Here is a 26,542-nt window from a genome sequence, read left to right on the forward strand (position 1 = left end):
CATGCCCGACCGCCGTACGGACCACCTCACCATCCGGCTGCGCCGGCGCGTCCGCACGCCCCGCCAGAAGCTCGTCGCCTCGGTCGTCACGGCCGCCGTCGTCCTCGGCCTCGGCGGCTACGGCATCTCCCGGCTCACCACCCCGGAGGACCGTTCCTGCGCCCCCGGCGTGGCCCGCCCGGCCGGCAGCTCCGAGTGCGTCGGCGTCAACGGCGACGGCCACGCCTTCGGCGTCCCCGCCCTCGCCGAGATCGCCGGCGCCATCGGCCGCGAGAACGCCACCCTGAAGGCCGGCGAGTACGCGACCGTCGCCGTCCTCCTGCCGCTGACCTCCACCGACAGCGGCATGCGCGAGAAGGTCCTGCACGAGATCCAGGGCGCGTACGCCGCCCAGTACCGCGCCAACCACGAGTCCAACAGCGAGACCCCGAAGATCCGCCTCGTCCTCGCCAACACCGGCAAGGGCAACGCCCACTGGCGCGAGACCGTCGACCGGCTCGTCACCATGACGGGCGCGCCCGACCGGCTCCGGGCCGTCTCCGGCGTCGCCACCTCCTCCACCGAGGTACGGGAGTCGGTGGCCGCCCTCACCGGCGCCGGGATCGCCGTCGTCGGCACCACCATCACCGCCGACGACATCGCCAACGGCCCCGGCCACAACCGCTACCCCGGGCTCGCCCGCGTCTCCCCCACCAACACCGACGAGGCCAAGGCCCTCTCCCACTTCGGCCGGGTGGACGCCGCCAAAGCCTTCCTCGTCCAGGACACCCGGACCGGAGACCACTACACCGACACGCTCAAGGCCGCGTTCACCGCCAACCTCGAGGGCGCCCCGCACGAACCGGCGCTCTTCACCTCGCCCGCCGACCCCACCGAGGAGGGCACCACGGCCAACACCTTCCGCCAGATCACCCATCTGATCTGCGACACCCACGCCGAGACCGTCTTCTTCGCGGGCCGCCACACCCAGCTCCGCCAGTTCATCAACGCGCTCGGCACGCGTGGCTGCACCGACCGCGCGTTCACCGTCCTGACCGGCGACGAGGGCTCCTACCTGGGCGCGGACAAGCAGCTCGACCGGAAGGCGCTGAAGGCGAAGCTGACCGTGCGGTACGCCGCGCTCGCCCACCCCGACGCGTGGAAGCAGACGCCGGGGCGGCAGACGCCGGCGACGGGCGGTTCGGTGGTGGCGTACTCCACGTTCCTGACGGACATCGCCCGCGCCGCGAAGAAGCCGCCGACGCTGGGGGACGGGCAGGCGATCGTCGCGTACGACGCGATGGCGACGGCGGTCCACGCGATCCGCCAGGCCACCCCGCAGGGTGAGCAGTATCCGCAGCTCGCCGACGTGACCACCCAGTGGCCGCAGGTCAAGGGCTCGCTGAGGGTCGAGGGCGCGAGCGGCTGGATCTGCCTGGACAACTACGGGAACCCGTACAACAAGGCGGTCCCGATCGTGGAACTCGCCCAGGACGGCTCCCCCCGCTTCGTCCAGATCGCCTGGCCGGAGGGCAGACCGCCGACGTCGTCCTGCCTGCCGCCGAAGCGGGGGTGACCGCCTACGGCACCCACTTGGGCCAGGGCTCCTCGTCCCGGGCGTACAGCTCCCGCAGGTGCCGCCACCGCTCAGGAGACCAGTCCCGCCAGTCCGTGGGGTGACCGTCCAACGCCGCGGCAAGCCGCTCGAAGTGATCGTGCCACCCGGCGAGAAGGTCCAGGCGCTGCTCGCGCGACCCCCGCACCTCGGTGGTGAAACGCAGCACGGTCGACCCGTCGCCCCCGGGCCCCGGTTCCAGATGGAACCGGATCCGGCCGGGCGGCGGATCGACCGTGTACTCGGCGACGACATCGGGGTCCCAGGCGGTCACCCGCCCCGATACCGCCGTGGCGCCCGGGAGCGGAGCTCCCTGGTCAGGTGCAGTGAGCCGGCGGAGGGTGACGCGCCCGTCGAGCCGCGGCTCCAGCGGGTCCGCCTCGCAGAGCCAGGCCGGCAGGCCCTCGGGCGAGGCGACGGCCGCCCAGACCATCGGCAACGGGTGCGGAAGGTCCACCACGAACCGCAGCAGGTGCTCGTCGCCGTCGTGGGTCTCGCTCCTGCCCCGGGGGATCTCGCTCATACCTCCAGCGTCACCCCGGGACAGGCCGCGTGCCAGCTCAGACGCCGGCGTAGGAGTGCTTGCTGCTCACGAAGATGTTGACGCCGTAGTAGTTGAAGAGGAAGCAGGCGAAGGCGATGAGCGCGATGTACGCGGCCTTCCGCCCCTTCCAGCCGGCCGTCGCGCGCGCGTGCAGGTACGCCGCGTAACCGACCCACGTGATGAAGGACCAGACCTCCTTGGCGTCCCAGCCCCAGTAGCGGCCCCACGCGTCGCCGGCCCAGATCGCGCCGGCGATGATCGTGAAGGTCCAGAGCGGGAAGACGGCCGCGTTGACCCGGTACGAGAACTTGTCGAGCGAGGCCGCCGAGGGCAGCCGCTCCATGACGGAGCGGGCGAAGGAACCCGGGTTGCCGCCGGTCGCGAGCTTGTTCTCGTACGAGTCGCGGAAGAGGTACAGCAGGGTCCCGACCGCACCGATGTAGAAGACCGCGCCGCAGAAGATCGCGGTGGAGACGTGGATCCACAGCCAGTACGAGTCGAGCGCGGGGACCAGCTGGTCGCTGGGGGTCTTCAGCCAGGTGGTGGCCATGCCCAGGTCGAGCAGGACGGTGGTCACCAGGGGGAGACCGATCCAGCGGATGTTCTTCTTCGCGAGGAGGAAGCCGAGGTACGCGCCGACCGCCACCGTGGAGAAGGTGGTGGAGAACTCGTACATGTTGCCCCAGGGGGCCCGCTGCACGGAGAGCGCACGGGTGACCACGCCCGCCGCCTCGACCGCGAAGGCGAGGACGGTGAGGGAGATGGCGATGCGACCGTACAGATCGCCCTTGACGGTGCCGCCGGCCGCGCCGGGACCGTCCGGCACGTCACGGGTGCCGGCCGCGGAGCGCGTGACGACCTTCGGCTTGTCGAGGACGGCGGTGCCTCCGGCCTGCTTGACCTGGACGGTCACGGCGGCGGCCGGGGCGGCCGCGGCCCGCTGCGTGAGCGCGGCGGCGGTGCGGCCGACCTTGCTGCGGCTGCCGAACACCCACTCGGCGATGTGGGCGAAGAACGCCAGGGTGTAGACGGCCATCGAGGAGTAGACGAGCAGGTCGCTCATCTGCGCCAGGCTCTCGTTGGTCGTGGCGGCGAGGATCACTTGTCGGCCTCTCCAGAAGGGGCGGGGTCTTCTGCGGGTTCTTCCGCGGGTTCCGGTACGGCCTCCGCAGCAGGGGGCGCTTCCGAGGTGAGCGCGACCGCGAGGTCGCCCAGCTCCTCCGGCAGCTTGGCGGACTCGCTCCGGCCGAGGCCGGCCATCTCGACGACGGTCACGCCGTCCTCACCGCGCACGGCCCGGACCCAGACCCGGCGCCGCTGGATGAAGAGCGAGCCGGTCAGGCCGGCGATCGCGGCGATCGCGCCCGTGAGGGCGAGCCCGTTGCCGGGCTGCTGCGAGATCTGGAAGCTCGCCCATTCCTTGACGTCCTTCTCGAAGGTGATCGAGCCGGCGCCGTCGGGCAGCGTCATGATCTCCCCGGGCAGCATGCGCTGCGCGAGCTTGTTGCCGGACTTGTCCGTGAACTGGGTCATCTTGGACTTGTCGAGCTGGTACACGTTCTGCGGCAGGCCGGAGTTCACGCGCAGGTCGCCGTGGAAGCCGGTGAGCGCCATGACCGGGAAGTCGAGGGCGGGGAACTGCGAGAACATCGTTCCCTTGCCGGCGCCCGCGAAGGTCGGCACGAAGAAGGCCTGGAAGCCCAGCTGCTCCTTCTTGCCGTTCTTGTCGCGGTACCCGTCCATGACCTTGATCGCGCCGGTCGACGTGATGTTGTTGTCGATCGGCAGCAGCGGCACGGCGCCGTGGAAGACGGTCTTGCCGCGGCCGTCCTTGACGGTGACGACGGGCGCGTACCCGTGGGCGATCAGATAGACCTTGGAGTCGCCCACCTCGAGCGGCTCGTTGACCCGGATGACCGCCTTCTCGTCCGCGCCGCCCGTCGAGTAGGTGACGGCCGCCTCGAAGGTGCGCGGGGTGCCGCGCTGGGGGCCGTTCTTCTCGTACGTGCCGTTGAAGGAGTCCAGCCTGAAGCTGAACGGCTCCAGCTCGTCGGTGCCGAACTGGGAGCCGGACTTGAAGTCGTCGTACTGGGTGAGCGTGTTCGAGAAGCCGTCGCCCTCGACGATCAGCTTGCCGCCCTCGGACTTGAAGAGCTGGCCCCAGGCGAAGGCGACGAGCATGACGATCAGGGCGACGTGGAAGGCCAGGTTCCCGACCTCGCGCAGATAGCCCTTCTCCGCGGCGACGGCGTTCCCGCCGGCGTGGTGGGCGCGGAAGCGGCGGCCCTTCAGGAGGGTCAGCGCGGCCTCGCGGACCTGCTCGGGCTCGGCCTCGGTGCGCCAGGTGGTGTACGCGGGGAGCCGGTCGAGGCGCCGGGGGGCGCCCGGCGGCCGGCTGCGGAGCTGGCCGACGAACTGCCAGGTGCGCGGCACGATGCAGCCGATGAGGGAGACGAACAGCAGGATGTAGATCGCGGAGAACCACACCGAGCTGTAGACGTCGAAGAACTGGAGCTTCTCGTACAGCGGGGTGAGGGTCTTGTGGGCGTCCTTGAAGGCCTGCACCTTCAGCTCGTCCGCGCTGGTCTGCGGGATGAGGGAGCCGGGGACGGCGCCCAGCGAGAGCATGAAGAGGAGGATCAGCGCGACCCGCATGGAGGTCAGCTGCCGCCAGAACCAGCGGATCCAGCCGATGACTCCGAGGGTGGGGCCGCCGATGGCGGTGTCTTCCTGAGGAGCGGTCGACAGCTGGGCCCCGGCCGCTTCGTCGGCGGTACGCCCGGGCTCGCCCGTATCGGTCTCGCTCGTATCGGTCTTGCTCATGGAACTCAGATCCCCACCGTGAAACCGCTGGACCAGCCTTGCATCGTGGCCACCATGCTGTCCCACGCGCCGGTCAGGAGCAGGACACCGGTGACGATCATCATGCCGCCGCCGATCCGCATGACCCACACGTAGTGCTTCTTGACCCATCCGAACGCGCCGAGCGCCTTGCGGAAGGCGATGGCGGCGAGCACGAACGGGACGCCGAGGCCGAGACAGTACGCGAAGGCGAGTATCGCCCCGCGGCCGGCGCTGGCCTGCTCCAGGGCGAGGGCGTTGACCGAGGCGAGCGTGGGGCCGATGCACGGGGTCCAGCCGATGCCGAAGAGCGCTCCGAGCAGCGGGGCGCCGATGAGTCCGGCGACGGGCTTCCGGTGGAAGCGGAACTCCCGCTGGGTGAACCAGGGCATCAGGCCGAGGAAGAACACGCCCATGAGGATCATGAGCACGCCGAGGGCCGTGGTGAGCGTCTCGCGGTACTCCTGGAGCGTCGACCCGAAGTAGCCGAAGAGCGCGCCGCCGGAGACGAACACGGCGGTGAAGCCGAGGACGAAGAGGACGGCACCGGCGGTCATCCGGCCGCGGCGGCTCTCGGCGAGGTCGGTGCCGGTGACCCCGGTCACGTACGAGAGGTAGCCGGGGACGAGCGGGAGCACGCACGGCGAGAAGAAGGAGACGAGGCCGCCCAGGACCGCGAGGGGCAGGGCGAGCAGCAGGGCTCCGCTGGTGACCGTCTCGTTCACGGGCTCACTTCTCCTTGAGGAGCGGCTCGATCATCGACCGGAGCTTCTCCTCGTCGAGCGCCATGAGGGAACGGGCGGCGATCTTCCCCTCCTTGTCGAGGACGACGGTGGAGGGGATGCCCTGGAGGCTGAGGGTGCCCTTGGGGAAGCCGAAGAGGATCAGCTTGCCCTGCGGGTCGTAGAGGCTGGGGTAGGGCACCCCGTAGTCCTCTTCGAACGCGAGCGCGGGCTGCTTGTTGGGGTCGCGGGTGTTGAGGCCGACGAACTCGACGCCCTTGCCCTTGAGGTCCTTGGCGACCTTCGCGAAGTGGGGGGCCTCGGCGCGGCAGGGGCTGCACCAGGAGCCCCAGGCGTTGAGGACGACGACCTTGCCCTTGAGGTCGGCGACGTCGAGCTGCTTGCCTTCGAGGGTCTCGCCCGCGAGCTTCCCGGTGGCCGCGCGCTCGCCCTTGGCCGCGGTGGCGATGCCACCCGTGTTGGTCACGAAGTTGGTGTTGCCACCGCCGCCGGACTTGCCGTTGCTGTCGCCGCCGCAGGCCGAGAGCGTGAGGGCGGCGGTCAGCACTCCGACGGCGAGCAGGGTGCGTCGAGGGGCACGGCTAAGGCTCATGTGAAAAGTTTCGCATGGGCGTTTGGGGGATCTTGGGCACCCCCCTACGTGCCCGTAAAGCCCCTTGTCAAGATCGCCTAAGCGGTCGGGGTGGCAGGCGGGGTGGCGGGGGTCGGCCGGAGGAATGCGTTCCAGCCACCTGCGGGCTTCTGCCCGACTTCCAGCGAGCGCAGCTTCTCCAGGATCCGCGGGTCCTGGACATCGAGCCAGTCCACGAACTGCTTGAAGGAGACGAGCCGCACATCCTGCTTTCCGGCCATTCCCTTGAGCGCCTCTTCGACGGCGTCCATGTAGATGCCGCCGTTCCACTGCTCGAAGTGGTTGCCGATGAAGAAGGGCGCGCGATTCGACTCGTACGCGCGCGTGAAGCCGGAAAGGTACGCCTCGGCCGCCTGCTTGCGCCAGCCGGGATAGCGCGAGGGCATGCCCTTGGTCGTGTTCTTCGACTGGTTGGCGAGCATGTTGTAGTCCATGGAGAGGACTTCGAAGGAGTGCCCGGGGAAGGGCACGGCCTGCAGCGGCAGGTCCCAGACGCCCTGGCGCTTGTCGGGCCAGGTCTGCCGGCCGCCGGGCGAGCTGGCGTCGTAGCGCCAGCCCAGGCGCTTGGCGGTGGGGAGCAGGTTGTCCTGGCCGAGGAGGCAGGGGGTGCGGCCGCCGACGAGCTCCTTGGAGTAGTCGAAGGGCAGCGGGTCGAGGTCGGTCCAGCCGCTGTTGGTCTTCCACTCGGTGACGAACTTCGTCGCCTGGTCGATCTCGCTCTGCCACTGGGCCGGGGTCCAGTTGCCGACGGAGCCGGAGCCGCCGCAGAAGTGGCCGTTGAAGTGGGTGCCGATCTCGTGGCCCTCGAGCCAGGCCTGCCGGACGTACTTCAGCGTCTCCTTGATGTGCCCGTCGGTGAGGTAGCCGATGTCGGAGGCGCCGACGCGGTTGTTCGGCGGGCGGTAGAGGTCCTTCTTGGACTCGGGGAGGAGGTAGATCCCGGAGAGGAAGAAGGTCATCGCCGCGTCGTTGTTCTTGGCGAGTTCGAGGAAGCGCGGGAAGAGGCCGTTGCCGACCTCGCCGGCGCCGTCCCAGGAGAAGATCACGAACTGGGGCGGGGTCTGGCCGGGTTCGAGCGGGACGGGGGCGTCGGGCTGGTGCGGCTGCTTGCCGGTGTCGGCGGTGGAACCGTCGCCGATGAGCCGGGCGTCGTCCTTGGTCGGGGTGGGCGTGCTCGGGTCCGCCGAGACGTCACCTCCCTTGCCGGGTCCGGAACGTCCCGGCTTGTCCTTGTTGTCGGTGCTGCACGCGGCGAGTCCCACCGCCGCCGCAGCCCCAACGCCTGCCCCGAGCAGCCCCCTTCGACTGATCCCGCTGATCCCGCGCATGACATCCCCATTCGCGCTGACGTATGACCTAAACGTCATCCAAACCGACAATGAGTGAGATGCCGGGAGGAACACGGAGGTTCCGGGAAATCGCACAAAAATTTCAGGGCGGCTGGATGACATGAACATCATCCGACCGCCCTGACTGTGGCCCTTCGGCACCCCTCTGTCCAGAGGAGGTCCCGCTCGGCGCGGTGAGGGTTCTGTGAGCTACGCCCCGAAGGCCTTCGACTTCCCCTTGACCGGCTTCGCGCCCGCGAGGAGGTGCGCCGGGACGAGGTCCCGGGCCGGCTCGCTGTACCCGACCGAGACGATCTTGTCGCCGCGGTACGTGAACGAGGTCAGCGAGGCCAGCGTGCACTGCCGGCGCCGCGGGTCGTGCCAGAGCCGCCGCTTCTCCACGAAGCTGCGGACGATCCAGATCGGCAGCTGGTGGCTGACGCAGACCGCCTCGTGCCCCCGCGCCGCGTCCTTCGCCGCGTCCAGCGCGCCCATCATGCGGACGACCTGCTCGACGTACGGCTCGCCCCAGGACGGCTGGAAGGGGTTGGTGAGGTGCTTCCAGTTCGCCGGCTTGCGCAGCGCCCCGTCACCGACACCGAAGGTCTTGCCCTCGAAGACGTTCGCCGCCTCGATGAGCCGCTCGTCACTGGCCAGATCCAGACCGTGCGTCTTGGCGATCGGCATCGCCGTCTCCTGCGCCCGCTCCAGCGGGGAGGCGACGACATGCGTGATGTCCCGGTCCGCCAGGTGCTCGGCGACCCGGTCCGCCATCTGCCGGCCGAGGTCGGACAGGTGGTAGCCGGCGCGGCGGCCGTACAGCACGCCGTCGGGGTTGTGGACCTCGCCGTGGCGCATCAGGTGGACGACGGTGATGTCGCTGTCGCTCTTCTTGTCGGTCGGGAGGCTCATGCGGTCGCCTCCGCGGCGGCGCGGGCCGCGGCCGGCAGGGCGGCGGCGATCCGCTCGATCGCCCGCTCGTCGTGCGCGGTCGACACGAACCAGGACTCGAACGCGGACGGCGGCAGGTACACGCCGTCGGCCAGCATCGAGTGGAAGAAGGCGTTGAAGCGGAAGGCCTCCTGCTTCTTCGCGTCGTCGTAGTTCCGCACCTCGTCGGCGGTGAAGAACACCGAGAACATGTTGGAGGCGGTCTGCAGCCGGTGCGCCACGCCCTCCTTGGCCAGCGCGCCCGTGACCAGGCCCTGGATCTCCTCCGAGACCGCGTTCACCTTGTCGTACGCGGCCTCGTCGAGCAGCCGCAGCTGCGCGAGACCGGCGGCGGTCGCGACCGGGTTACCGGACAGGGTGCCCGCCTGGTAGACCGGCCCGGCCGGCGCCAGGTGCCCCATGACGTCGGCGCGGCCACCGAACGCCGCCGCCGGGAAGCCGCCGCCCATGACCTTGCCGAAGGTCATCAGGTCGGGCTTCACGCCGTCGACGCCGTACCAGCCGGCCCGAGAGGTACGGAAACCGGTCATCACCTCGTCGGAGATGTACAGCGCGCCGTTCTCCCGGCACAGGTCCGCCAGGCCCTGGTTGAAGCCGGCCACCGGCGGGACGACGCCCATGTTGCCCGGCGAGGCCTCGGTGATGACGCAGGCGATCTCGCCCGGGTGCGCGGCGAAGGCGGCCCGCACCGCGTCCAGGTCGTTGTACGGCAGCACGATCGTGTCGCCGGCCTGGGCGCCGGTCACGCCCGGCGTGTCCGGGAGGCCGAAGGTGGCGAGACCGGAACCGGCCGCGGCGAGCAACGCGTCCACGTGGCCGTGGTAGCAGCCCGCGAACTTGACGACCTTGGCGCGCCCGGTGAACCCGCGGGCGAGCCGGATCGCGGACATCGTCGCCTCGGTGCCGGAGGAGACCAGCCGCACCTGCTCGACCGGCTCGATCCGCGCGACGATCTCCTCGCCGAGCGCGACCTCGCCCTCGCCGGGCGTGCCGAAGGAGGTGCCGCGGGCCACGGCGGCCTGCACGGCGGCGGTGACCTCGGGGTGCGCGTGGCCGAGGATCATCGGTCCCCACGAGCAGACCAGGTCGACGTACTCACGACCGTCCGCGTCGGTGAGGTACGGACCGGAACCGGACACCATGAACCGGGGCGTTCCGCCCACGGCCCGGAAGGCACGCACCGGTGAGTTCACGCCGCCGGGCGTCACGAGGGAAGCGCGGTCGAAAAGCGTCTGTGAGACTGGGGCTTCGTATGAATACGGCACTGTGATCCTGACCTGCGAGAACGACTTCGGGCACGACATCGGGAACGGAGGGACGGCGGTGAGCATCCTGTCTGTTACGCCGAGGCGCTCCCCGTCCGCGTCTGCGAAACTGGGGCGTCATAGGGATGGCTCACGGAATCCATGGTGTCAGAGGCCACGGCGTTCTTGCGGACAGGTGTTTCACCGTACGAACGCGGGGGAGGTCACTGACACGATGATCGGGTCGCGCGGCGGGGTCGTGTTGCCGAGAAAAAGCAGTCGGGTGGAGATATGCATCGCGGTGGCGGACCGGGCGAGGGGACGGACGACCTGGGTCCGGAGTCTGCCCGGCGCGGGAGGCACCGGCGCCGGCGTGCGGAGGATCCGACCGCTGCGGAGAACCGGCCGAACCCGGATCCCGCTGCGGAATCGGCACCTGCGACCGGGGGCCGGAGCTTGGGGGTGACGTACAAGTACTTCGGCGCGCCGAACAGCGCGACGGCGGCCCAGGTACCGATCTCGATGCGCCCCGAGGAGCTCGGCGGGGACGAGCTCGGCATGGGCGGCATGTTCACCAAGATCAAGCCCGAGACCATAGCTGCCATGGTCCTGACCGGCATCCAGGGCATGCCCCTGCACAAGGTGCCGCCCCTGGAGCTCGTCGTGCTGCACCCCGACTACGCGGTGGTGAAGCTGCCGATGACCGTGGTCGACCCGCTGCGCGGGATCGGCGAGGAGTCGGTCGGCGCCGCCGCCTTCATCTGGTCCACGGTCCCGGACCGCGGCGGCCCGCGCGACGCCTTCGACGTCTACCAGCTCCTCCACGAATGGCAGGACTTCTCGGTCCGCCTCCACGAGGCGGGACACCAGCCGTACTGCCTGGTGTGGCCGTGAGCGTTGTGTGGCCGTGAGGCCGGTGCGGCTGTGAGCCTGGTGTGACCCTGCGGCCGTGAGGCTGGTGCGGCCGTGAGGCTGGTGCGGCCGTGAGGCTGGTGCGGCCGTGAGCCTGGTGTGACCCTGCGGCTGTAAGCCTGGTGCGGCCCTGAGCCCGACCGGCGGTCACGGCTGGTCCGCTGCCGCCCGCGCGCGCTCGGCGGCCAGCTCGCGGGCGGAGGCGAGCCGGTACGGCACGTCGATGGTGACGACGTTCTTCATGAACAGCAGATGCGCCTTGAGACGCAGCGCGCTCTGGTTGTGCAGCGACTGCTCCCACCAGCGCCCCACCACGTACTCGGGGATGACCACCGAGATCACCGAATCCGCCGTCCGCTCGGGCGCGTCCCGGACGTGCCGCAGGACGGGCTGGACGATCGAGCGGTACGGGGAGCTGAGCACCCTCAGCGGTACGTCGATGCGGTGGGCCTCCCAGGTCGCGCGGAGCACCTCCGCCTCGGCCGGGTCCTCGGCGACCGTGACGGCGGTGAGCGAGTCGGGGCGCAGGGTCTTGGCGTACGACAGCGCGCGGAGGCTGGGCGCGTTGACGGAGGCGACGAGGACCAGGACGTGGTTCTCGGCGAAGGTGTGGGGCCGCGCCCCGGGGCCGACGGCCACCTCGGCGGCGACGGTGTCGTAGTGCCGCCGCACCCTCTTCATCCCGGCGTAGAGCACCGGCATCGCGATGACGACGATCCAGGCGCCGTGGGTGAACTTGGTGATGAGGACGATGACGAGGACGACCGCCGTCAGGCAGGCGCCGAAGGCGTTGACCACGAGGCGGCGCCGGATGTGGTGGCGGTCGGCGGCCCCGGCGGGGGTGGCGAGTTCTCGCCTCCAGTGCTTGACCATCCCCGCCTGGGAAAGGGTGAAGGAGACGAAGACGCCGATGATGTACAGCTGGATGAGGCGGGTCAGCTGCGCGTCGAAGGCCACGATCAGGGCGATGGCGGCGAGCGCGAGGAGGACGATGCCGTTGGAGTAGACGAGCCGGTCGCCGCGGTGGAAGAGCTGGCGGGGCGCGTAGCGGTCCCGGCCGAGGACGGAGGCGAGCATCGGGAAGCCGTTGAAGGCGGTGTTGGCCGCCAGGACGAGGACGCTCGCGGTGACGGCCTGGAGCACGTAGAAGAGGAAGTGCCAGTCGCCGAAGGTGGCCCGCCCGATCTGTGCGAGGGCGGTGGACATCGGGGTGCCGGGGGCGAGCCCGAGTTCGGTGGGGTCCTCCGCGACATGGACGTCGTAGACCATGGCGAGCACGGTGATCCCGGAGAACATGGTCGCGGAGAGCGCGCCCATGATCGCGAGCGTCATGGCCGCGTTGCGGCTCTTCGGCTTCGCGAAGGCGGGTACGCCGTTGCTGACGGCCTCGACGCCGGTCAGCGCGGTGCAGCCGGAGGCGAAGGCGCGCAGGGCGAGCAGCACGAGCGCGAGTCCCGAGTAGGTGGAGACCTTGTCCACGGGCAGGACGGCGGACTCGGCGCGGATCGTCGCGCCGGTCGCCATGCGGACGGCGGCCACGGCGAACATCAGGTAGATGACGCCGACGAAGGCGTACGTGGGGACGGCGAACCAGCGCCCCGACTCCCGTACCCCGCGCAGGTTCATCCAGGCGAGCACCGCGACGAAGAACACCGACAGGGACACGGCGTGCCCGTCGAGCGAGGGGACGGCGGAGGTGATGGCGGCGACCCCGGAGACGACGGAGACGGCGACGGTCATCACGTAGTCGATGAGCAGCGCGGAGGCGGCGGTGAGCGCCGCCCGCCGCCCGAGGTTCTCGGCGGAGACGACATAGGCCCCGCCGCCGCCCGGGTAGGCGTAGCAGGTCTGCCGGTAGGAGGCGACGACGACCAGGAGCAGGACGACGATCGCGACCGCCGCGTACCAGGCCAGATGCAGCACGGCGAGGCCGCCGAGGGCGAGGATCAGCAGGATCTCCTCGGTGGCGTAGGCGACCGAGGAGAGCGGGTCGCTGCAGAAGACCGGGAGAGCGACGCGCTTGGGCAGCAGGGTCTCGCCGAGACGCCCGCTGTCCAACGGACGACCCACGAGCAGGCGTTTCGCCGCACTTCCAGCTCTCATAAGTGCTGAAGTTAGGACGAATGGTATGTAATGCGCGGAAGCCGCGCCCTGAGGGGAGCCCGTACGCCCTGGGGGATCCCCGTACGAGGAAGGACCAGACGCGTGAGCGCAGTACGCATGACCGGCCGCCCCATGCAGATCGGCGAGGTCGCCGCACGGACCGAACTGTCCCTGCGGACCATCCGCCAGTACGAGGACAGCGGCCTGGTCGTCCCCTCCGCGGCCTCGCCGGGCGGCTTCCCCCTCTACACGGACGCGGACGTGTCCCGGCTGATGGTCGTCCGCCGGATGAAGCCGCTCGGTTTCACCCTCGACGAGACCCGCGAGCTCCTCACGGCCGTGGACCGGCTGGCCGCCGACCGCCCGGACACGGAGACCGAACTCGAACCGGGCGAGCGGGCCGGCCTGGTGGCCCGCGTCCGCCGCTACGAGGTCGCCGCGGCGGAGCGGGTCGCCGAACTCCGGGCCCAGCTCGCCCGCGCGGAGGAGTTCGCCGACTCCCTCCGCGCCCGGCTGGGCTAGGGCCCGCCTTTCGGATCAGGCCGCATCGGGGAGCGGGGCCTAGCCGGCCAGCGCCTCGGCGAGGACGCGGAAGAAACGGGCATAGGCGGCGGGGCTGGGCGGGGTCTCGGGGTTCCAGGGGGTGAGGCGGACGCCGGAGGGGAGCCCGTACGGCGGGGTCGCGTGCTCCCGCTCGTCGAAGAGGACCAGGCCGGGGCGGAGTTCGTCGGCCCTGGTCCAGTCGCCCGTGAGCCAGTTGGCGCCGGGCCCGGGGCCGGGGTCGAGCAGCCGGACGCCCAGCTCGGCGAGGTGCGCCAGCTCGGGCCAGGCCTGCGGGCGGGCCAGATGCACCTGATCGGGCCCCGCCCCGGAGAGCGCGAGCACGCCGAGCCCGGACCGCGCGGCGACGCTCCGTAGAGCGGCCTCGGCGGCGGCGAGCTCGGCGGCCGCCGCGCGCACCGGCTCGGCGGCGGCCTGCTCGTCCTCGGAAGCCGCTCGTACCGCCGCGGCACCGAGGCTCGCGGCCAGCGTGGCGAAGCGGTCGAGGATCGCCGGCAGGGTGAGTTCGTTGCCGACGGAGAGCGCGGCGAGGGGGACCCCGAGCCGCTCGGCGACCGCCTCGTCGAGCGCGTACGGGCTCTTGCCGTCGTACGTCACATCGACGATCACGTCCGGGCGCAGCTCGCTCAGCACCCCGTCGTCCAGGGCCCGGCCCGGTCCCAGGTACGGCACGCCGGCGGCGCCGAGCCCGCCCGCCTTGGCCGGGTCGAACGCCTGACCGTCGTGCCCGGAGCCGTACACGGCGACCGGCGTCACCCCCAGGTCGAGCAGCGCCGCACCCGCCCGCACGTACGCGACGACCCGCAGCGGCACGCGGGCGGCCCCCAGCTCCGCACCCCTGTCGTCCGTGAAAGCCCATCCCTCTGTTCCGGACATGCGGCTGCTCCCTCCCCGGCCGGAATCTCCCTCGTCCGTCACCTTGGAGGCGTTCCCAGGCCCGCACAAGAGGGCCTCCCGGGGCGGCCGGGCCGGTCCGGGACTTTGGTCCCGGCCCCCCTGCCGAAAGTCCCCCAGGGTGGTGTTAACTGAACAGGTCGGGAGGAAGCAGTAGGAATCACCAGTGCCGTCGTGCACGCGCGCGCCACCTGCCGGGGCGCGCCGGGTACGGACGGCCCTCACGCCCTGGAGTGAGCCATGTCCGTGCCCGGCCAGTTCTCGGACCCCCGTGCGATCACGCTCTTCGGCCTGCTCGCCGTCTCGACGGTGGCGTGGCTGACGATGAATCTGCGCGCCCGCGCCCGCGCCCGCCGTGAGCCGACGGGCATCCCGCTCGAGCGGGTCTGGCACCCGCAGGAGTCGGTGGAGCTGACGCCGGCGGAGGAGCACGCCTTCGGCCAGGTCGTCTCCCGGCTCGGCCTGGGCCCGGCGGGCCGCCTGCGCTGACGGCGCGGCCCCCCTAGCATGCGGTCCATGCCGGACTCCGCTCCCCGCCCCCGCCGGGACACCCGGGGCATCGTCGACCCCGCCGAGCTGCTCTCCCGCGTCCGCTTCCGCCGCCACGTCCCGGCGCCGGAGCTGCGGCCGTATCTGGAGCACTACTGGCTGATGGACTGGGAGCTGCCGGAGCCGTACGCGAGCCATCTCGTCCCGCACCCGTCGGTGAACATCGTCTTCCAGCGGTACGGGGCGCTGGGGGCCCCGGCGGCAGCGGCGAGCGCGTCGGCCGAGGTGTCGGGGGTCGGGCTCGGCCTGTTCACGCAGAAGCTGACGGACGCGGGCCGGGTCTGCGGGGTGCAGTTCCGCCCCGGCGGTTTCCGGCCCTTCGCGCCCGCGTGGCCGGTGTCGGACTGGACGGGCCGCCGGGTGCCGCTGGCGGAGGTGTTCCCGGACGAGGAGACCGACGACTCCCTGGCGGCCGTGCTCTCCCCCGACGACGAGCACGCGCGCGTGGCGGCGCTCGACGCCTTCCTCCTGGCCCTCGGCCCGGTGCCCGACCCGGCCGCCGAGCAGGCCATGGAGCTCGTGGACCTGATCCGCTCGGACCGCACGGTCCGCAAGGTGTCCGGGCTGGCCGCCGCGAGCGGTCTGTCGGCGCGCTCGCTGCAGCGCCTGTTCGCCGGCCATGTGGGCGTCGGCCCGAAGTGGGTGATCCTGCGCTACCGGATCCACGAGGCCCTGGAACGCGCCGAGGCGGCGGGCGTCACCGACTGGGCCGGGCTCGCCGCCGAACTCGGCTACAGCGACCAGGCCCATCTCGTACGGGACTTCACGGCGACCGTCGGGGTACCTCCGACCGCGTACGCCCGCGCGGTGTCAGTGCCCTGACCTACCGTACGGAGATGGACGACTACCTCTCATCCGTACGCCTGGAGCCCTGGTCCGAGGAGGACTCCGGCCTGCTGCGCGCCTTGAACGCACCGGGGTTGATGCGCCACCTCGGCGGCCCTGAGACCGAGGAGCAGCTCGTCCGGCGGCACCGGCGGTACGTGGACCTGAGCGCCGACGACACGGGCGCGGGGCGCATGTTCCGGATCGTGCTGCTGCCGGAGGAGGTGGTGGTGGGCAGCATCGGCTTCTGGGCGCAGACCTGGGACGGCGAGCCGGTGTACGAGACGGGCTGGGCCGTCCTGCCGGGCTTCCAGGGCCGGGGCGTGGCGACGTCCGCCACGCGCGCGCTGGTCGCGGAGGCCCGTGCCGCCGGGCTCCACCGCCATGTGCACGCCTTCCCGTCCGCGGACAACGCCGCGTCGAACGCGGTGTGCCGCAAGGCCGGGTTCGAGCTGCTCGGCGAGCGTGACTTCGAGTACCCGCCGGGGCGCCCGATGCTCTGCAACGACTGGCGGTTCGACCTCGGCCCCGACGTCGGCCCGGACAGGCCCTAGGCGGCGTCCGGCGGGGTGAGCGGCTTGGTGAAGTGGAAGGCCACGATGTCGAAGCGCTCACGCAGGTAGAAGCGGTGCGCGCCGGTGCGGTGGGTGCCCGAGTCCAGGTTGAGCTCGTGACAGCCGGCCGCGCGGGCGTGCTCCTCCAGGTGGGCGATGAGCGCGTGGCCGACGCCGGTGGAGCGGTCGGCGTCGGCGGTCACCAGGTCGTCGACGTAGAGCTTGCGCAGGGAGCTGGTGTTGTCGATGATCCGCCAGCCGGCCGCGCCGACGCAGCGGCCGCCGTCCGTGTAGGCGGCGCTGAACCGCAGCCCCTGGGGGTGCCCGGCCTCGTAGACCTCGCGGAAGAGCTCCGGGGTGAGGTGGGGGCGGAGCTCGGAGAGGACCGGCAGGAGGTCGCTCTCGAGCCGGGGGTCGCCGGGTGCGAGTTCGGTGATCTTCATGTCGGGGACGGTACCCCAGGTTTTTTCAGGGTTGACGGTCGAGGCACGACGATGGATATTTATCTGCGTAACGCAGATGATTCGCCACACAGCCAAACACCGGAAGGACCTCTCATGACTGTTCTCGTCACCGGCAGCCGCGGCCGCGTCGCCTCCGCCCTGATCGACCTGCTCGCCGCCGCGGGCGTCAAGACCAGGGCCGGCTCCAAGAACCCCGCAGACCTCTCCCCACCGTCCGGCGTCGACACCGTGCGCTGCGATCTCGCCGACCCGACGACCTTCGACGCCGCTCTGGAGGGCGTCGACTCCGTCTTCCTGTACGCCGAGGCAGCGCACGTCGGCACCTTCGCGGACCGGGCCCGTGCCGCCGGCGTCGAGCACATCGCCCTGCTCTCCTCCAGCTCCGTCCTCGCCCCGGACGCCGCCGAGAACGCGATCGCGGCCTCCCACCTCGCGGCCGAGCGCGCCCTGTCGGCCGCCGCCGAGTCCGGCGCCTTCGAGGCCACCCACCTGCAGCCCGGCGCCTTCGCCAGCAACGCGCTGCAGTGGGCGTGGGCGCTCAAGGACGGCCACGGGCCGGCCCTGCCGTATCCGCACGCGTACGGCGACCCGATCCACGAGCGCGATGTCGCCGAGGCCGCCTTCGCGGTGCTCACCGAGCCCCGGCTGCGCGGCTCCTCGTACCTGCTGACCGGCCCCGAGTCGCTGGACTTCACCGAGCAGCTGGCGATCGTGGCGGAGGTGACGGGCCGCCCCGCGCCATACACGGCCGTCACCCCCGAGGAGTGGAAGAAGTCGGTCGCCGCGTACATCCCTGAACAGTTCGCGGACGCCCTGCTCTCCTACTGGGCCTCGCACGACGGCCGCCCGACCCCCCTGACCAGAACGGTCGAAGCCCTGACGGGCCACCCCGCCCGCACCTTCACCACCTGGACAACAGACCACGCAGAAGCCTTCCGCCCCTGACACCCCCGTTGTGGGCACACGTTCCGCGGAGCGGTGCCCCACCGCCCCCCGTTGTGGGCATACGTTCCGCAGGGACGATGGGGGTCCCCCCTGCTCGAGCGAAGCCGAGAGCTTGGGGGAGGGTGGGCACAGCGGGCGGCGCCCCCTGCCGGGCCTAGGCTCCCGCGCCTGAACCCGCACCACGGCGCGGCGCCGCTACTGGGTACGGGCAGGCGCAAGGAGCGCAGGCGCCTTCCTACGGGGCCGCCCGGGGACGAATTCCCTGGCCCCCCGGCAGCGCCCGGTGCGATCCTGTCCCCGTGAACGGACCGGAGATCCACATCAGCTTCGCCCCCGGCCTGCACCTCTTCGTCTCGGCAGAGCGACGCACGGGCCGCACCCCCCTGACCACCGACGGCACCTCGTCGCTCGGCCACGTCGTGGAGTCGCTCGGCGTGCCGCTCACCGAGGCCGGGCGGCTCCTGGTCGACGGACGCGCCGTCGACGCCTCGCACGTGCCCGGCGCGGGCGAGACCGTCGAGGTGGAGGACGTCGTGCGCCCGCAGCCGGTGCCGGACGGCGCGCCGCTGCGGTTCCTGCTCGACGTGCACCTCGGCACGCTGGCCCGGCGACTGCGGCTGCTCGGTGTGGACGCGGCGTACGAGAGCGAGGACATCGGCGACCCCGCCCTCGCGGCGCTGTCGGCGCGGGAGCGGCGGGTGATGCTCTCGCGGGACCGGGGTCTGCTGCGCCGCCGTGAACTGTGGGCGGGCGCCTACGTCTACAGCGACCGGCCGGAGGACCAGCTCCGCGACGTGCTGGAGCGGTTCGCGCCGCCGCTCGCGCCCTGGACCCGCTGCACGGCGTGCAACGGGGAGCTGAGCGACGCCGACAAGGACGCGGTGCGCGAGCAGCTGGAGCGGGGCACGGAGAAGACGTACGACGTGTTCGCCCAGTGCGTGGAGTGCGGCCGGGTCTACTGGCGCGGAGCCCACCACGCGCGCCTGGAGGCGATCGTCTCCGACGCGGTGCGCGAGTTCGGCGGGACGGCGGCCCTCTGAGGCACCCGCTGAGGCACCCACTGAGGCGCCCGGCGAGCCACCGGGTCAGTCGAGGTCGCCGCCGCGGAGCCGCTCGATCTGCGCGGCGCTGACCTCGACGGTGCGCCGCATGTGGGCGATGAGCAGGGCGACCTCGGCGTCGGTGTACACGTCGAACATCGTGCCCCAGGTGCTGTTGAGCTTCCGCCAGAGGCCGCCGAGCTCGGCCATCCGCTCGGGCACGAGGGCCACCAGGACCCGGCGCCGGTCCTCGGTGTCGCGCTCGCGGGTCACGTAACCGGAGCGTTCGAGCCGGTCGACGAGCCGGGTCGCGGAGCCGGTGGTGAGCCCGGTCAGCTCGGCGACCCGTCCGGTGGTCACCGGCCCTTCCTCCAGGCTGAGCAGGTTCAGGCACTGCACGTCGGTGGGATGGAGCCCCAGGTGGTCGGCGACGGCCTGGTTGAACAGGGCGTAGGCGGCCATGTAGCGGCGGGCCTCCCCGTACAGCTCGGTCATGAGCGCCTCGCGCCGTACGGAACTCTTCTGCGTCATGCAGAGATTGTACGGACCAGACACCGCGGAGTCACGGCCCGGTCCGGACGGTCTGCCGGGCCGGCATGGTCCGGGCCGGGCAGACCGGCCCCGACCCCGGTCGCTCAGGGCGCCTCGGCCGTCAGATAGCGCTGCACGGTGGGCCCGAGCCAGGCCACGACCTCCTCGGTGGACATCTCGACCGCCGGCGGCAGGCGCAGCACGTACCGGGCGAGCGCCATGCCGAGGATCTGGGACGCGGCGAGCGCGGCCCGGCGCGGGGCGTCCGCCGGGTCGGGGCAGACACCAAGGGTGACCGGCCCCAGCTGCTCGGCGAAGATCGCCTGCATGCGCGCGGCCCCGGCCTCGTTGGTGACGCCCACCCGCAGCATCGCGGTGAGGACCTCGTCGCGCTCCCAGCGCTCCAGGAAGTGCGTGACGAGGACGGCCCCGATGTGCGTCGCGGGCAGGGCGCCCAGCTCGGGAAGGCCGATCTCGACCTCGGAGGCGGCGGCGAACAGCCCCTCCTTGTTGCCGTAGTAGCGCATCACCATCGACGGGTCGATCCCCGCGTCGCGGGCGATGGCCCGGATGGTGGCGCGCTCGTATCCGTCGGAGGCGAAGCGCTCGCGGGCGGCCTCCAGGATGGCGGCCCGGGTGGCGTCGGAACGGCGGACGGTCGTCATATCAACAACTGTAGGCCAACGGGTGTTGACATGCCATTCGAGCCGCCCTACCGTTGCCAACAAGCGTTGACCAACAAACGTTGGCAAACGATCGTGGGCACCCTGGAGGCAGCCATGAGCACCACGGACACGGACGTACTCGTCATCGGCGCGGGCCCCACCGGCCTCCTGCTCGCCGGCGACCTCGCCACCGCCGGCATCGACGTCACCCTCGTCGAGCGCCGCCCGCACGGCCTCGGCAACATGACCCGCGCCTTCGGCGTCCACGCCCGCACCCTGGAGCAGCTCGACGCCCGCGGCCTCGCCGACGAGCTCCTCACCACCGGCACCACCCTGACCACGGCGCGGCTCTTCGGCCGCCTCAACCTGGACATGACCCGCCTGCCCAGCCGCTTCAACCACCTGCTCGTCACCCCGCAGTACGAGGTCGAGCGCCTCCTGGAGCGCCGCGCGGTGGCCGCGGGCGTCACCTTCCGGTACGGGACGGAGCTGCGCGGACTGCACCAGGACGCGGGCAGCGTCACCGCCGAGCTCACCGACGCCGACGGCACCCCGCTCACCCTCCGCGCCCGCTACCTGGTCGGCACGGACGGCGTCCGCAGCTCCGTCCGCACCGCCCTCGGCCTGCCCTTCCCCGGCCAGTCCGTGATCCGCTCGATCGTCCTCGCCGACGTGCGCCTGGCCGAGGAGCCCGCCGACTCGTTCAGCGTCAGCGGCTCCGGGGACACCTTCGCCTTCCTCGCCCCCTTCGGCGACGGCTGGTACCGGGTCATGGGCTGGACCCGCACCCGCCAGGTCGCCGACACCGAGCCCGTCGACCTCGACGAGGTCCGCGAGATCGCCCGCATGGCCCTCGGCACCGACTACGGCATGCACGACGCCCGCTGGATCTCCCGCTTCCACAGCGACGAGCGCCAGGCCCCCGCCTACCGCGTCGGCCGTGCCTTCCTCGCCGGAGACGCCGCCCACGTCCACTCCCCCGCAGGCGGCCAGGGCATGAACACCGGCCTCCAGGACGCCGCCAACCTCTCCTGGAAGCTCACCGCCGCACTCCGCGGCGAGACGTCCGACCCCGAGGCCCTCCTCGACAGCTACCAGTCCGAGCGCCACCCCGTCGGCGCCATGGTGCTCCGCAGCAGCGGCACGATCGTCCGCCTCGCGATGGCCCACACCCCCCTCACCCGCACCGCCCGCTCCCTCGCCGCCCGCTTCCTGAACGCGGTCCGGCCCGCCTCGGCCCGCGCCCTGGGCATGATCAGCGGCATCGGCATCGCGTACGCCCCCCAGCCGGGCACCGGACGCCCCTCGGGCCGCCGCGCACCCGACGCCCACCTGCGCGAAGGCCGGCTCTACGAGCTGCTCCGCCGGGGCGAGTTCGTCCTCATCGCCCCCGAGGGCGCCACCCCCGCCCTGCCCGCGACCGCCCCCGTCACCCCGAAGCACCTCGTCCGGGCCACCTGGACGGACCCGACGAAGAAGACCGCCGTACTGGTCCGCCCCGACGGATACGTCTTCTGGGCGAGCCGCTGACGGGCAGCGGCGACTCAGAAGACGTACGGGTCCCCGGTGGCGAGCACCAGAACACGATGCCGGTCGTTCCTCGGATTCCGGTCGGCCGCCCCGTCCCGCCAGGCCGTGGTGATCTCGACCGTCATCTCGTCCGGGAGGGCCGCCGTCCGCAGGTCGAGCGCCAGCTCACCGGCGCCCCCCGCGGCCCGCAGCTCGCCCGTCCGACAGGACACCACCCGTTCGCTGCTCCACAGGCAGGCCGGCGGCAGCTCCTGGCCACCCGCCATCGGCACGGAGAAGGCGAGCCGGACCGTCGCCTGGGAGACATCGGAGGGCCCGTGGTTCTCGCTCACCAGCCAGACACCGACCCTCCCGTCCCACAGGGAGACATGCCCGTGATGGGACAGATCCGCCTCGGCCCCGGCCACCGGCCCCACAGCACCGGCACTCGTGCCCGCGCCCGTCACCACCGCGGCCGCGAGAGCGACCCCGAGCACACCCTTCCGCAATCCACGCATGGCCACAAAATACCCACGACTCATCACATATCCTGACAATCCATCAGCCCGCGTGTCCCATGGCACGCTGCCCCCATGCTGATCGCCCGCTCCATCGCCCTGTTCGTCCTCGCCGCCCTCTTCGAGATCGGCGGAGCCTGGCTCGTCTGGCAGGGCGTCCGGGAGCACCGCGGCTGGATCTGGATCGGCGCGGGAGTCATCGCCCTCGGCGTCTACGGCTTCGTCGCCACCCTCCAGCCCGACGCCGAGTTCGGCCGCGTCCTCGCCGCCTACGGCGGAGTGTTCGTCGCCGGCTCCCTCGCCTGGGGGATGGCCGCCGACGGCTACCGCCCCGACCGCTGGGACGTCACCGGCGCCCTGATCTGCCTCGCCGGCATGGCCGTGATCATGTACGCCCCGCGCGGCCGCTGACCCCCGCCCCGACCTATCCTGACCGGGCGATCGACGTAATCGACCACCTGCGCGAGGAGCACGTCATGACCGGCCCCGGTACCCCCATCGCCGTCATCACCGGAGCGAGCAGCGGAATCGGCGCCGCCACCGCCCGGCAGCTGGCCGCCGCCGGCTACCGAGTGGTCCTCACCGCCCGCCGCAAGGACCGCATCGAGGCCCTCGCCGCCGAGATCACCGAAGCCGGCCACCAGGCCACCGCCTACGCCCTCGACGTCACCGACCGCACCGCCGTCGACGAGTTCGCCACCGCCTTCCGCACCCTCGCCGTCCTCGTCAACAACGCCGGCGGCGCCCTCGGCGCCGACTCCGTCGCCACCGGCGACCCCGAGGACTGGCGCCGGATGTACGAGGTCAACGTCCTCGGCACCCTCCACATGACCCAGGCCCTGCTCCCCGCCCTCACGGCGAGCGGCGACGGCACGGTGGTCGTCCTCTCCTCCACCGCAGGCCACTCCACCTACGAGGGCGGCGGCGGCTACGTCGCCGCCAAGAACGGCGCCCGCGTCCTCGCCGAGACCCTCCGCCTGGAGATCGTCGGCACCCCGGTCCGCGTCATCGAGATCGCCCCCGGCATGGTCAAGACCGACGAGTTCGCCACCACCCGCTTCCGCGGCGACACGGACAAGGCGGCCAAGGTCTACGCCGGCGTCGCCGAACCCCTCACGGCCGACGACGTGGCCGACACCATCACCTGGGCCTGCACCCGCCCCCCGCACGTCAACATCGACCTCCTGGTGGTCCGCCCCCGAGCCCAGGCCTCCAACACCAAGGTCCACCGCGAGCTGTAGAACCACGAGAAGGGGGCCGGCGCGCACCGCACCGGCCCCTCCGCTCCCGAACGGAGCACGTCAGCCCTTCACGCAGATGACCTGCTTCAGCTTGGCGACGACCTCCACCAGGTCCCGCTGCTGCTCGATCACCTTCTCGATCGGCTTGTAGGCGCCCGGGATCTCGTCCACGACGCCGGAGTCCTTCCGGCACTCCACACCTCGCGTCTGCTCCTCCAGGTCCCGCGTCGAGAAGCGCCGCTTCGCCGCGCTCCGGCTCATCTTCCGGCCGGCGCCGTGCGAGGCGGAGTTGAACGACGCCGCGTTCCCCAGACCCTTCACGATGTACGAGCCGGTGCCCATCGAACCCGGGATGATCCCGAACTCTCCGGAGCCTGCCCGGATCGCGCCCTTCCGCGTGACCAGCAGGTCCATGCCCTCGTACCGCTCCTCCGCCACGTAGTTGTGGTGGCAGGAGATCACCGGTTCGAAGGTCACCCTGGCCTTGCGGAACTCCCTGCGGACGACCTCCTGGAAGAGCGCCATCATGATCGCGCGGTTGTACTTCGCGTACTCCTGCGCCCAGAAGAGGTCGTGCCGGTAGGCCGCCATCTGCGGGGTGTCGGCGACGAAGACCGCCAGATCACGATCGACAAGGCCCTGGTTGTGCGGCAGCTTCTGCGCCTCGCCGATGTGGTGCTCGGCCAGCTCCTTGCCGATGTTCCGCGAGCCGGAGTGCAGCATGAGCCAGACCGCACCGGACGTGTCGATACAGAACTCCACGAAGTGGTTGCCCGACCCGAGCGTCCCCATCTGCAGGGCGGCCCGCTCGCGCCGGAACTTCACCGCGTCCGCGACCCCGTCGAACCGCGCCCAGAAGTCCTCCCAGCCCCCCGTCGGGAACTGGTACAGCCGCTTCGGGTCGACCTCGTCGCGGTGCATGCCGCGACCCACCGGAATCGCCTGCTCGATCTTCGAGCGGAGGCGGGACAGGTCGCCCGGCAGGTCGTTCGCCGTCAGTGAGGTCTTGACCGCCGACATGCCGCAGCCGATGTCCACACCGACCGCCGCCGGACAGACCGCACCCTGCATCGCGATCACCGAGCCGACCGTCGCGCCCTTGCCGTAGTGCACGTCCGGCATCACGGCGAGGCCCTTGATCCACGGCAGCGTCGCCACGTTCTGCAGCTGCTGCATGGCGCCGCCCTCCACCGAGGCGGGGTCGGCCCACATCCTGATCGGTACTTTCGCGCCCGGTACCTCTACGTACGACATACTTCCTCGATTCCCCCGAAAAGTCTGATAACGCAAAAACCGGAGCCAAAGCCCGTACAGGTGACAGCGGACCGGCATCAACGGCTGCGTGTGCGATAGACATTGTGTCCACCGGCCGGCTTCACGCGGCAAACAGTTTTCGGGAAAGACTTCGGGTGAAGGGAGCCTGGGACCGTGCAGCGAAAGAGGTACGCACCCGGCCGCACCGGGTCCACGGCTCGCACCGCCGTCGCCCTCGCACTCGGCCTCGGCCTGGGGGCCGGCCTCACCGCGTGCTCCGCCGGCGCCCCCGCCGACGACATCGCGGTCGACGCCAAGGCCGGCCCGGCCGCCCCCGTCGCACCCCCCGGCCGCTACCGCACCCTCTTCGAGGCCTGCGGCGCCGTCCCGCAGGCCACCCTCAAGGACCTGCTCCCGGGCGCCGCCGCGCTGCCCGACGCCGAGCGCGAGAAGGCGTACCGGGGCGTCGCCGCCGTCACGTACGACACCGACCGGCGCGTCGGCTGCACGTGGAAGGCCGACACCCCGGACGCCTCGCACCGGCTCTCCCTCGACATCGAGCGGGTGGTGTCGTACGACGCGGCCGTCAGCGACGACGACCGGGCGCAGGAGGTGTACGTCCGCAAGCAGCTGGCGGCGGGCATCCCGGTGCCGCCCACGGCCCCGCCGTCGACGACCGGCACGCCCGTCCCCACGGGAACGGCGTCGGGAACGGCCTCCGAAACCGCCGCGGGAGCGACCTCGGGAGCGACCCCGGGCGCCCCCTCCTCCACCGCCTCGGGCAAGCCCGCGCCGACCACCACCCCGCCGGGCAAGCCGGCGACGGACGGCGCCACCCCCTCGGGCTCCCCCACCAGCGACCTCACCGGCCTGGAGCCCCGCGTCCTCGACGGCCTCGGGGACATCGCGTACGTCGACGACGTCGTCAGCACGGTCGGCGCGAACAGCCTGCAGCGTGCCGTCAGCGTGGTGTTCCGCACATCGAACGTGATCGTGACGGTCACGTACCGGGAGCAGACCACGGGTTCCACCGAGGCCCCCGACAGCGCGGAACTGCAGGAAAAGGCCCGGAATCTGGCCCGGCAGCTCGCCGAGCGGCTGGAGGAGTAGCGGCTCGGCTCCACTCCGTGAGCCGACGGCGACCACGTAACGTGTCGCCGTACCCGTGGCCGTATTCATGGCCGCGCCCGTGGCTCCGGCCGACGGGTCACCGGCCGGACCGTACGACAAGCGACTGAAGGAACCATGCAGCGATCAGCTCCGCGAACGCGACTCACCCGCATACTCGCCTGCGCCGCCGTCCCGGTGATGCTCGTCGCCGCCGGCTGCTCCTCGGACTCCGGCGACTCCGGCAAGACGCAGGGCCAGGACAAGACGGCCGCGTCGGCGTCCGCGACGCCTTCGCCCTCGCAGTCGACGAAGACGGTCGAGCCGGCGAAGTTCGCGAAGCTGCCGGAGGTCTGCAAGGCGATCTCCGCGAAGACGACGGCGTCGCTGGTGCCCAAGGCGAAGACGAAGAACGGCACGCCGGCCCCCTCCAGCGACCTCACCAGCCGCGGCGGCTGCTCGTGGAACGGTCTTGACGACAAGGGCGTGAAGGGCTCGCAGTACCGCTGGCTGGACGTGTCGTTCTACCGGTACGACTCCGATGCCGCGCTCGGCAGCGGCCAGGACCGCGCGCACGAGAACCTCGCGAAGGAGCTCGTGAAGGTCCAGGAGACCGCGGGCGCGAAGAAGATCAAGACGGTCACGGCCACGGGCATCGGCGACGAGGCGAAGACGGTCACGTACCAGCTGCGCAAGACCGACGAGGACTTCGCGTACACGTCGATCCTGGTGCGTACGGGCAATGTACTGGTCCTGCTGTCGTACAACGGTGCCGGTTACGCGGGCGCCGACACCCCGTCGGAGAAGACCATCACCAACGGTGCGGCCACGGCGGTCAAGGAGGCCGTCGCGGCGGTCGCCGCAGCCAACAAGTAGTCACAATCCAGCGCAGAGTGGCACATTCGCGCGGAGCCCGTCCCTCCCCCGAGGGCCGGGCTTCGCGCACATGTGCCAGTCTGTGCGCGCCGGATGTCGAATGACGGGAGGGGATCGC

Annotated in this window: 28 protein-coding genes; 13 read left to right on the forward strand and 15 right to left on the reverse strand. The window is 71.5% G+C overall.

Going from position 1 to position 26,542, the window contains the following annotated elements; translation table 11 throughout:
- The first annotated feature begins 1 nt into the window (after window position 1).
- Window positions 2-1,555: a hypothetical protein gene (locus ACN9M0_RS15355; RefSeq protein WP_426403770.1), complete on the forward strand. Its 1,554-nt coding sequence runs from the start codon at window positions 2-4 to the stop codon at window positions 1,553-1,555.
- 4 nt (window positions 1,556-1,559) lie between these two features.
- Here the strand turns inward: ACN9M0_RS15355 and ACN9M0_RS15360 are convergent, their stop codons facing one another.
- From ACN9M0_RS15360 to hemL, 8 genes are all read right to left on the reverse strand, one after another.
- Complete coding sequence (locus tag ACN9M0_RS15360) at window positions 1,560-2,117, reverse strand: SRPBCC domain-containing protein (RefSeq protein WP_366038378.1); 558 nt, start codon at window positions 2,115-2,117, stop codon at window positions 1,560-1,562.
- A gap of 37 nt (window positions 2,118-2,154) precedes the next feature.
- On the reverse strand, window positions 2,155-3,240 hold the full coding sequence (gene ccsB / locus ACN9M0_RS15365) for a c-type cytochrome biogenesis protein CcsB (RefSeq protein ID WP_366038377.1): 1,086 nt from the start codon (window positions 3,238-3,240) through the stop codon (window positions 2,155-2,157).
- Window positions 3,237-4,961 carry a cytochrome c biogenesis protein ResB gene (gene resB / locus ACN9M0_RS15370; RefSeq protein ID WP_426403771.1) on the reverse strand — a complete coding sequence of 575 codons (1,725 nt, stop codon included), beginning with the start codon at window positions 4,959-4,961 and terminating at the stop codon, window positions 3,237-3,239. The genes ccsB and resB overlap by 4 nt, the downstream gene beginning before the upstream one ends.
- A gap of 5 nt (window positions 4,962-4,966) precedes the next feature.
- Window positions 4,967-5,704 carry a cytochrome c biogenesis CcdA family protein gene (locus ACN9M0_RS15375; RefSeq protein ID WP_399698497.1) on the reverse strand — a complete coding sequence of 246 codons (738 nt, stop codon included), beginning with the start codon at window positions 5,702-5,704 and terminating at the stop codon, window positions 4,967-4,969.
- Between the two features lie 4 nt (window positions 5,705-5,708).
- Window positions 5,709-6,314: a TlpA family protein disulfide reductase gene (locus ACN9M0_RS15380; protein WP_366038374.1), complete on the reverse strand. Its 606-nt coding sequence runs from the start codon at window positions 6,312-6,314 to the stop codon at window positions 5,709-5,711.
- Between the two features lie 77 nt (window positions 6,315-6,391).
- A complete protein-coding gene (locus ACN9M0_RS15385; RefSeq protein ID WP_366038451.1) occupies window positions 6,392-7,672 on the reverse strand; it encodes a hypothetical protein in 1,281 nt (426 codons plus the stop codon).
- A 219-nt stretch (window positions 7,673-7,891) separates the two neighbouring features.
- A complete protein-coding gene (locus ACN9M0_RS15390; RefSeq protein ID WP_399698495.1) occupies window positions 7,892-8,593 on the reverse strand; it encodes a histidine phosphatase family protein in 702 nt (233 codons plus the stop codon).
- The gene (gene hemL / locus ACN9M0_RS15395) at window positions 8,590-9,936 is read right to left on the reverse strand and encodes a glutamate-1-semialdehyde 2,1-aminomutase (RefSeq protein ID WP_399698778.1); all 1,347 of its coding nucleotides are present in this window, start codon (window positions 9,934-9,936) and stop codon (window positions 8,590-8,592) included. Before hemL ends, ACN9M0_RS15390 begins: the two co-directional genes overlap by 4 nt.
- 231 nt (window positions 9,937-10,167) lie before the next feature.
- Here hemL and ACN9M0_RS15400 point away from each other — a divergent pair, with 231 nt between their 5' ends.
- The gene (locus ACN9M0_RS15400; RefSeq protein ID WP_366038372.1) at window positions 10,168-10,770 is read left to right on the forward strand and encodes a hypothetical protein; all 603 of its coding nucleotides are present in this window, start codon (window positions 10,168-10,170) and stop codon (window positions 10,768-10,770) included.
- Window positions 10,771-10,935: 165 nt separating this feature from the next.
- Here ACN9M0_RS15400 and ACN9M0_RS15405 read toward each other — a convergent pair whose 3' ends face one another.
- Window positions 10,936-12,891 carry an APC family permease gene (locus tag ACN9M0_RS15405; protein WP_399698492.1) on the reverse strand — a complete coding sequence of 652 codons (1,956 nt, stop codon included), beginning with the start codon at window positions 12,889-12,891 and terminating at the stop codon, window positions 10,936-10,938.
- Between the two features lie 117 nt (window positions 12,892-13,008).
- Here ACN9M0_RS15405 and ACN9M0_RS15410 point away from each other — a divergent pair, with 117 nt between their 5' ends.
- Window positions 13,009-13,413, forward strand: coding sequence for a MerR family transcriptional regulator (locus ACN9M0_RS15410; protein ID WP_366038449.1), 405 nt, complete (start codon window positions 13,009-13,011; stop codon window positions 13,411-13,413).
- A 39-nt stretch (window positions 13,414-13,452) separates the two neighbouring features.
- On the opposite strand, the gene ACN9M0_RS15415 is transcribed toward ACN9M0_RS15410, so the two are convergent.
- Window positions 13,453-14,328, reverse strand: a complete 876-nt coding sequence (locus ACN9M0_RS15415; protein ID WP_426403772.1) for an ABC transporter substrate-binding protein — start codon at window positions 14,326-14,328, stop codon at window positions 13,453-13,455.
- A gap of 258 nt (window positions 14,329-14,586) precedes the next feature.
- Between ACN9M0_RS15415 and ACN9M0_RS15420 the strand changes: the two genes are divergently transcribed.
- From ACN9M0_RS15420 to ACN9M0_RS15430, 3 genes are read left to right on the forward strand one after another with little or no spacing between them, the layout of a single operon-like run.
- Window positions 14,587-14,835, forward strand: a complete 249-nt coding sequence (locus ACN9M0_RS15420; protein WP_399698490.1) for a hypothetical protein — start codon at window positions 14,587-14,589, stop codon at window positions 14,833-14,835.
- A gap of 27 nt (window positions 14,836-14,862) precedes the next feature.
- The gene (locus ACN9M0_RS15425; RefSeq protein WP_366038368.1) at window positions 14,863-15,717 is read left to right on the forward strand and encodes a helix-turn-helix domain-containing protein; all 855 of its coding nucleotides are present in this window, start codon (window positions 14,863-14,865) and stop codon (window positions 15,715-15,717) included.
- 14 nt (window positions 15,718-15,731) lie between these two features.
- On the forward strand, window positions 15,732-16,274 hold the full coding sequence (locus ACN9M0_RS15430) for a GNAT family N-acetyltransferase (RefSeq protein ID WP_366038367.1): 543 nt from the start codon (window positions 15,732-15,734) through the stop codon (window positions 16,272-16,274).
- Here the strand turns inward: ACN9M0_RS15430 and ACN9M0_RS15435 are convergent.
- Window positions 16,271-16,717, reverse strand: a complete 447-nt coding sequence (locus ACN9M0_RS15435) for a GNAT family N-acetyltransferase (RefSeq protein WP_366038366.1) — start codon at window positions 16,715-16,717, stop codon at window positions 16,271-16,273. The genes ACN9M0_RS15430 and ACN9M0_RS15435 overlap by 4 nt on opposite strands.
- 114 nt (window positions 16,718-16,831) lie before the next feature.
- On the opposite strand from ACN9M0_RS15435, the gene ACN9M0_RS15440 reads away from it, so the two are divergent.
- Window positions 16,832-17,683 carry an NAD(P)H-binding protein gene (locus tag ACN9M0_RS15440; protein WP_366038365.1) on the forward strand — a complete coding sequence of 284 codons (852 nt, stop codon included), beginning with the start codon at window positions 16,832-16,834 and terminating at the stop codon, window positions 17,681-17,683.
- A 299-nt stretch (window positions 17,684-17,982) separates the two neighbouring features.
- Window positions 17,983-18,723 carry a Mut7-C RNAse domain-containing protein gene (locus ACN9M0_RS15445; protein WP_366038364.1) on the forward strand — a complete coding sequence of 247 codons (741 nt, stop codon included), beginning with the start codon at window positions 17,983-17,985 and terminating at the stop codon, window positions 18,721-18,723.
- A gap of 45 nt (window positions 18,724-18,768) precedes the next feature.
- Here the strand turns inward: ACN9M0_RS15445 and ACN9M0_RS15450 are convergent, their stop codons facing one another.
- Window positions 18,769-19,254, reverse strand: coding sequence for a MarR family winged helix-turn-helix transcriptional regulator (locus ACN9M0_RS15450; protein WP_366038363.1), 486 nt, complete (start codon window positions 19,252-19,254; stop codon window positions 18,769-18,771).
- 104 nt (window positions 19,255-19,358) lie between these two features.
- Window positions 19,359-19,919, reverse strand: coding sequence for a TetR/AcrR family transcriptional regulator (locus ACN9M0_RS15455; protein ID WP_366038362.1), 561 nt, complete (start codon window positions 19,917-19,919; stop codon window positions 19,359-19,361).
- A gap of 114 nt (window positions 19,920-20,033) precedes the next feature.
- Here ACN9M0_RS15455 and ACN9M0_RS15460 point away from each other — a divergent pair, with 114 nt between their 5' ends.
- Window positions 20,034-21,449: an FAD-dependent oxidoreductase gene (locus ACN9M0_RS15460; RefSeq protein WP_399698485.1), complete on the forward strand. Its 1,416-nt coding sequence runs from the start codon at window positions 20,034-20,036 to the stop codon at window positions 21,447-21,449.
- A gap of 14 nt (window positions 21,450-21,463) precedes the next feature.
- On the opposite strand, the gene ACN9M0_RS15465 is transcribed toward ACN9M0_RS15460, so the two are convergent.
- On the reverse strand, window positions 21,464-21,946 hold the full coding sequence (locus tag ACN9M0_RS15465) for a hypothetical protein (protein ID WP_399698483.1): 483 nt from the start codon (window positions 21,944-21,946) through the stop codon (window positions 21,464-21,466).
- A gap of 75 nt (window positions 21,947-22,021) precedes the next feature.
- Here ACN9M0_RS15465 and ACN9M0_RS15470 point away from each other — a divergent pair, with 75 nt between their 5' ends.
- Together ACN9M0_RS15470 and ACN9M0_RS15475 are read left to right on the forward strand one after the other, a co-directional pair.
- Complete coding sequence (locus ACN9M0_RS15470) at window positions 22,022-22,357, forward strand: YnfA family protein (RefSeq protein WP_116160384.1); 336 nt, start codon at window positions 22,022-22,024, stop codon at window positions 22,355-22,357.
- 65 nt (window positions 22,358-22,422) lie between these two features.
- Window positions 22,423-23,187 carry an SDR family NAD(P)-dependent oxidoreductase gene (locus ACN9M0_RS15475; RefSeq protein WP_366038359.1) on the forward strand — a complete coding sequence of 255 codons (765 nt, stop codon included), beginning with the start codon at window positions 22,423-22,425 and terminating at the stop codon, window positions 23,185-23,187.
- A 60-nt stretch (window positions 23,188-23,247) separates the two neighbouring features.
- Here ACN9M0_RS15475 and ACN9M0_RS15480 read toward each other — a convergent pair whose 3' ends face one another.
- Complete coding sequence (locus ACN9M0_RS15480) at window positions 23,248-24,441, reverse strand: RtcB family protein (RefSeq protein WP_366038358.1); 1,194 nt, start codon at window positions 24,439-24,441, stop codon at window positions 23,248-23,250.
- A 174-nt stretch (window positions 24,442-24,615) separates the two neighbouring features.
- On the opposite strand from ACN9M0_RS15480, the gene ACN9M0_RS15485 reads away from it, so the two are divergent.
- Window positions 24,616-25,551: a DUF3558 domain-containing protein gene (locus ACN9M0_RS15485; protein ID WP_426403773.1), complete on the forward strand. Its 936-nt coding sequence runs from the start codon at window positions 24,616-24,618 to the stop codon at window positions 25,549-25,551.
- A 135-nt stretch (window positions 25,552-25,686) separates the two neighbouring features.
- Complete coding sequence (locus tag ACN9M0_RS15490; protein WP_399698477.1) at window positions 25,687-26,424, forward strand: DUF3558 domain-containing protein; 738 nt, start codon at window positions 25,687-25,689, stop codon at window positions 26,422-26,424.
- Window positions 26,425-26,542 lie beyond the last annotated feature (118 nt).

The sequence above is a fragment of the Streptomyces sp. R-07 genome, from assembly GCF_049913175.1.
Lineage (GTDB): Bacteria > Actinomycetota > Actinomycetes > Streptomycetales > Streptomycetaceae > Streptomyces.

Coding starts and splice junctions, on each gene's coding strand:
- ACN9M0_RS15355 (WP_426403770.1), top strand. CDS start 2: ATGCCCGACCGCCGTACGGACCACCTCACCATCCGGCTGCGCCGGCGC.
- ACN9M0_RS15360 (WP_366038378.1), bottom strand. CDS start 2,117: ATGAGCGAGATCCCCCGGGGCAGGAGCGAGACCCACGACGGCGACGAG.
- resB (WP_426403771.1), bottom strand. CDS start 4,961: ATGAGCAAGACCGATACGAGCGAGACCGATACGGGCGAGCCCGGGCGT.
- ACN9M0_RS15380 (WP_366038374.1), bottom strand. CDS start 6,314: ATGAGCCTTAGCCGTGCCCCTCGACGCACCCTGCTCGCCGTCGGAGTG.
- ACN9M0_RS15390 (WP_399698495.1), bottom strand. CDS start 8,593: ATGAGCCTCCCGACCGACAAGAAGAGCGACAGCGACATCACCGTCGTC.
- hemL (WP_399698778.1), bottom strand. CDS start 9,936: ATGTCGTGCCCGAAGTCGTTCTCGCAGGTCAGGATCACAGTGCCGTAT.
- ACN9M0_RS15400 (WP_366038372.1), top strand. CDS start 10,168: ATGCATCGCGGTGGCGGACCGGGCGAGGGGACGGACGACCTGGGTCCG.
- ACN9M0_RS15405 (WP_399698492.1), bottom strand. CDS start 12,891: ATGAGAGCTGGAAGTGCGGCGAAACGCCTGCTCGTGGGTCGTCCGTTG.
- ACN9M0_RS15410 (WP_366038449.1), top strand. CDS start 13,009: ATGACCGGCCGCCCCATGCAGATCGGCGAGGTCGCCGCACGGACCGAA.
- ACN9M0_RS15415 (WP_426403772.1), bottom strand. CDS start 14,328: ATGTCCGGAACAGAGGGATGGGCTTTCACGGACGACAGGGGTGCGGAG.
- ACN9M0_RS15420 (WP_399698490.1), top strand. CDS start 14,587: ATGTCCGTGCCCGGCCAGTTCTCGGACCCCCGTGCGATCACGCTCTTC.
- ACN9M0_RS15425 (WP_366038368.1), top strand. CDS start 14,863: ATGCCGGACTCCGCTCCCCGCCCCCGCCGGGACACCCGGGGCATCGTC.
- ACN9M0_RS15430 (WP_366038367.1), top strand. CDS start 15,732: ATGGACGACTACCTCTCATCCGTACGCCTGGAGCCCTGGTCCGAGGAG.
- ACN9M0_RS15435 (WP_366038366.1), bottom strand. CDS start 16,717: ATGAAGATCACCGAACTCGCACCCGGCGACCCCCGGCTCGAGAGCGAC.
- ACN9M0_RS15440 (WP_366038365.1), top strand. CDS start 16,832: ATGACTGTTCTCGTCACCGGCAGCCGCGGCCGCGTCGCCTCCGCCCTG.
- ACN9M0_RS15450 (WP_366038363.1), bottom strand. CDS start 19,254: ATGACGCAGAAGAGTTCCGTACGGCGCGAGGCGCTCATGACCGAGCTG.
- ACN9M0_RS15455 (WP_366038362.1), bottom strand. CDS start 19,919: ATGACGACCGTCCGCCGTTCCGACGCCACCCGGGCCGCCATCCTGGAG.
- ACN9M0_RS15460 (WP_399698485.1), top strand. CDS start 20,034: ATGAGCACCACGGACACGGACGTACTCGTCATCGGCGCGGGCCCCACC.
- ACN9M0_RS15465 (WP_399698483.1), bottom strand. CDS start 21,946: ATGCGTGGATTGCGGAAGGGTGTGCTCGGGGTCGCTCTCGCGGCCGCG.
- ACN9M0_RS15470 (WP_116160384.1), top strand. CDS start 22,022: ATGCTGATCGCCCGCTCCATCGCCCTGTTCGTCCTCGCCGCCCTCTTC.
- ACN9M0_RS15475 (WP_366038359.1), top strand. CDS start 22,423: ATGACCGGCCCCGGTACCCCCATCGCCGTCATCACCGGAGCGAGCAGC.
- ACN9M0_RS15480 (WP_366038358.1), bottom strand. CDS start 24,441: ATGTCGTACGTAGAGGTACCGGGCGCGAAAGTACCGATCAGGATGTGG.
- ACN9M0_RS15490 (WP_399698477.1), top strand. CDS start 25,687: ATGCAGCGATCAGCTCCGCGAACGCGACTCACCCGCATACTCGCCTGC.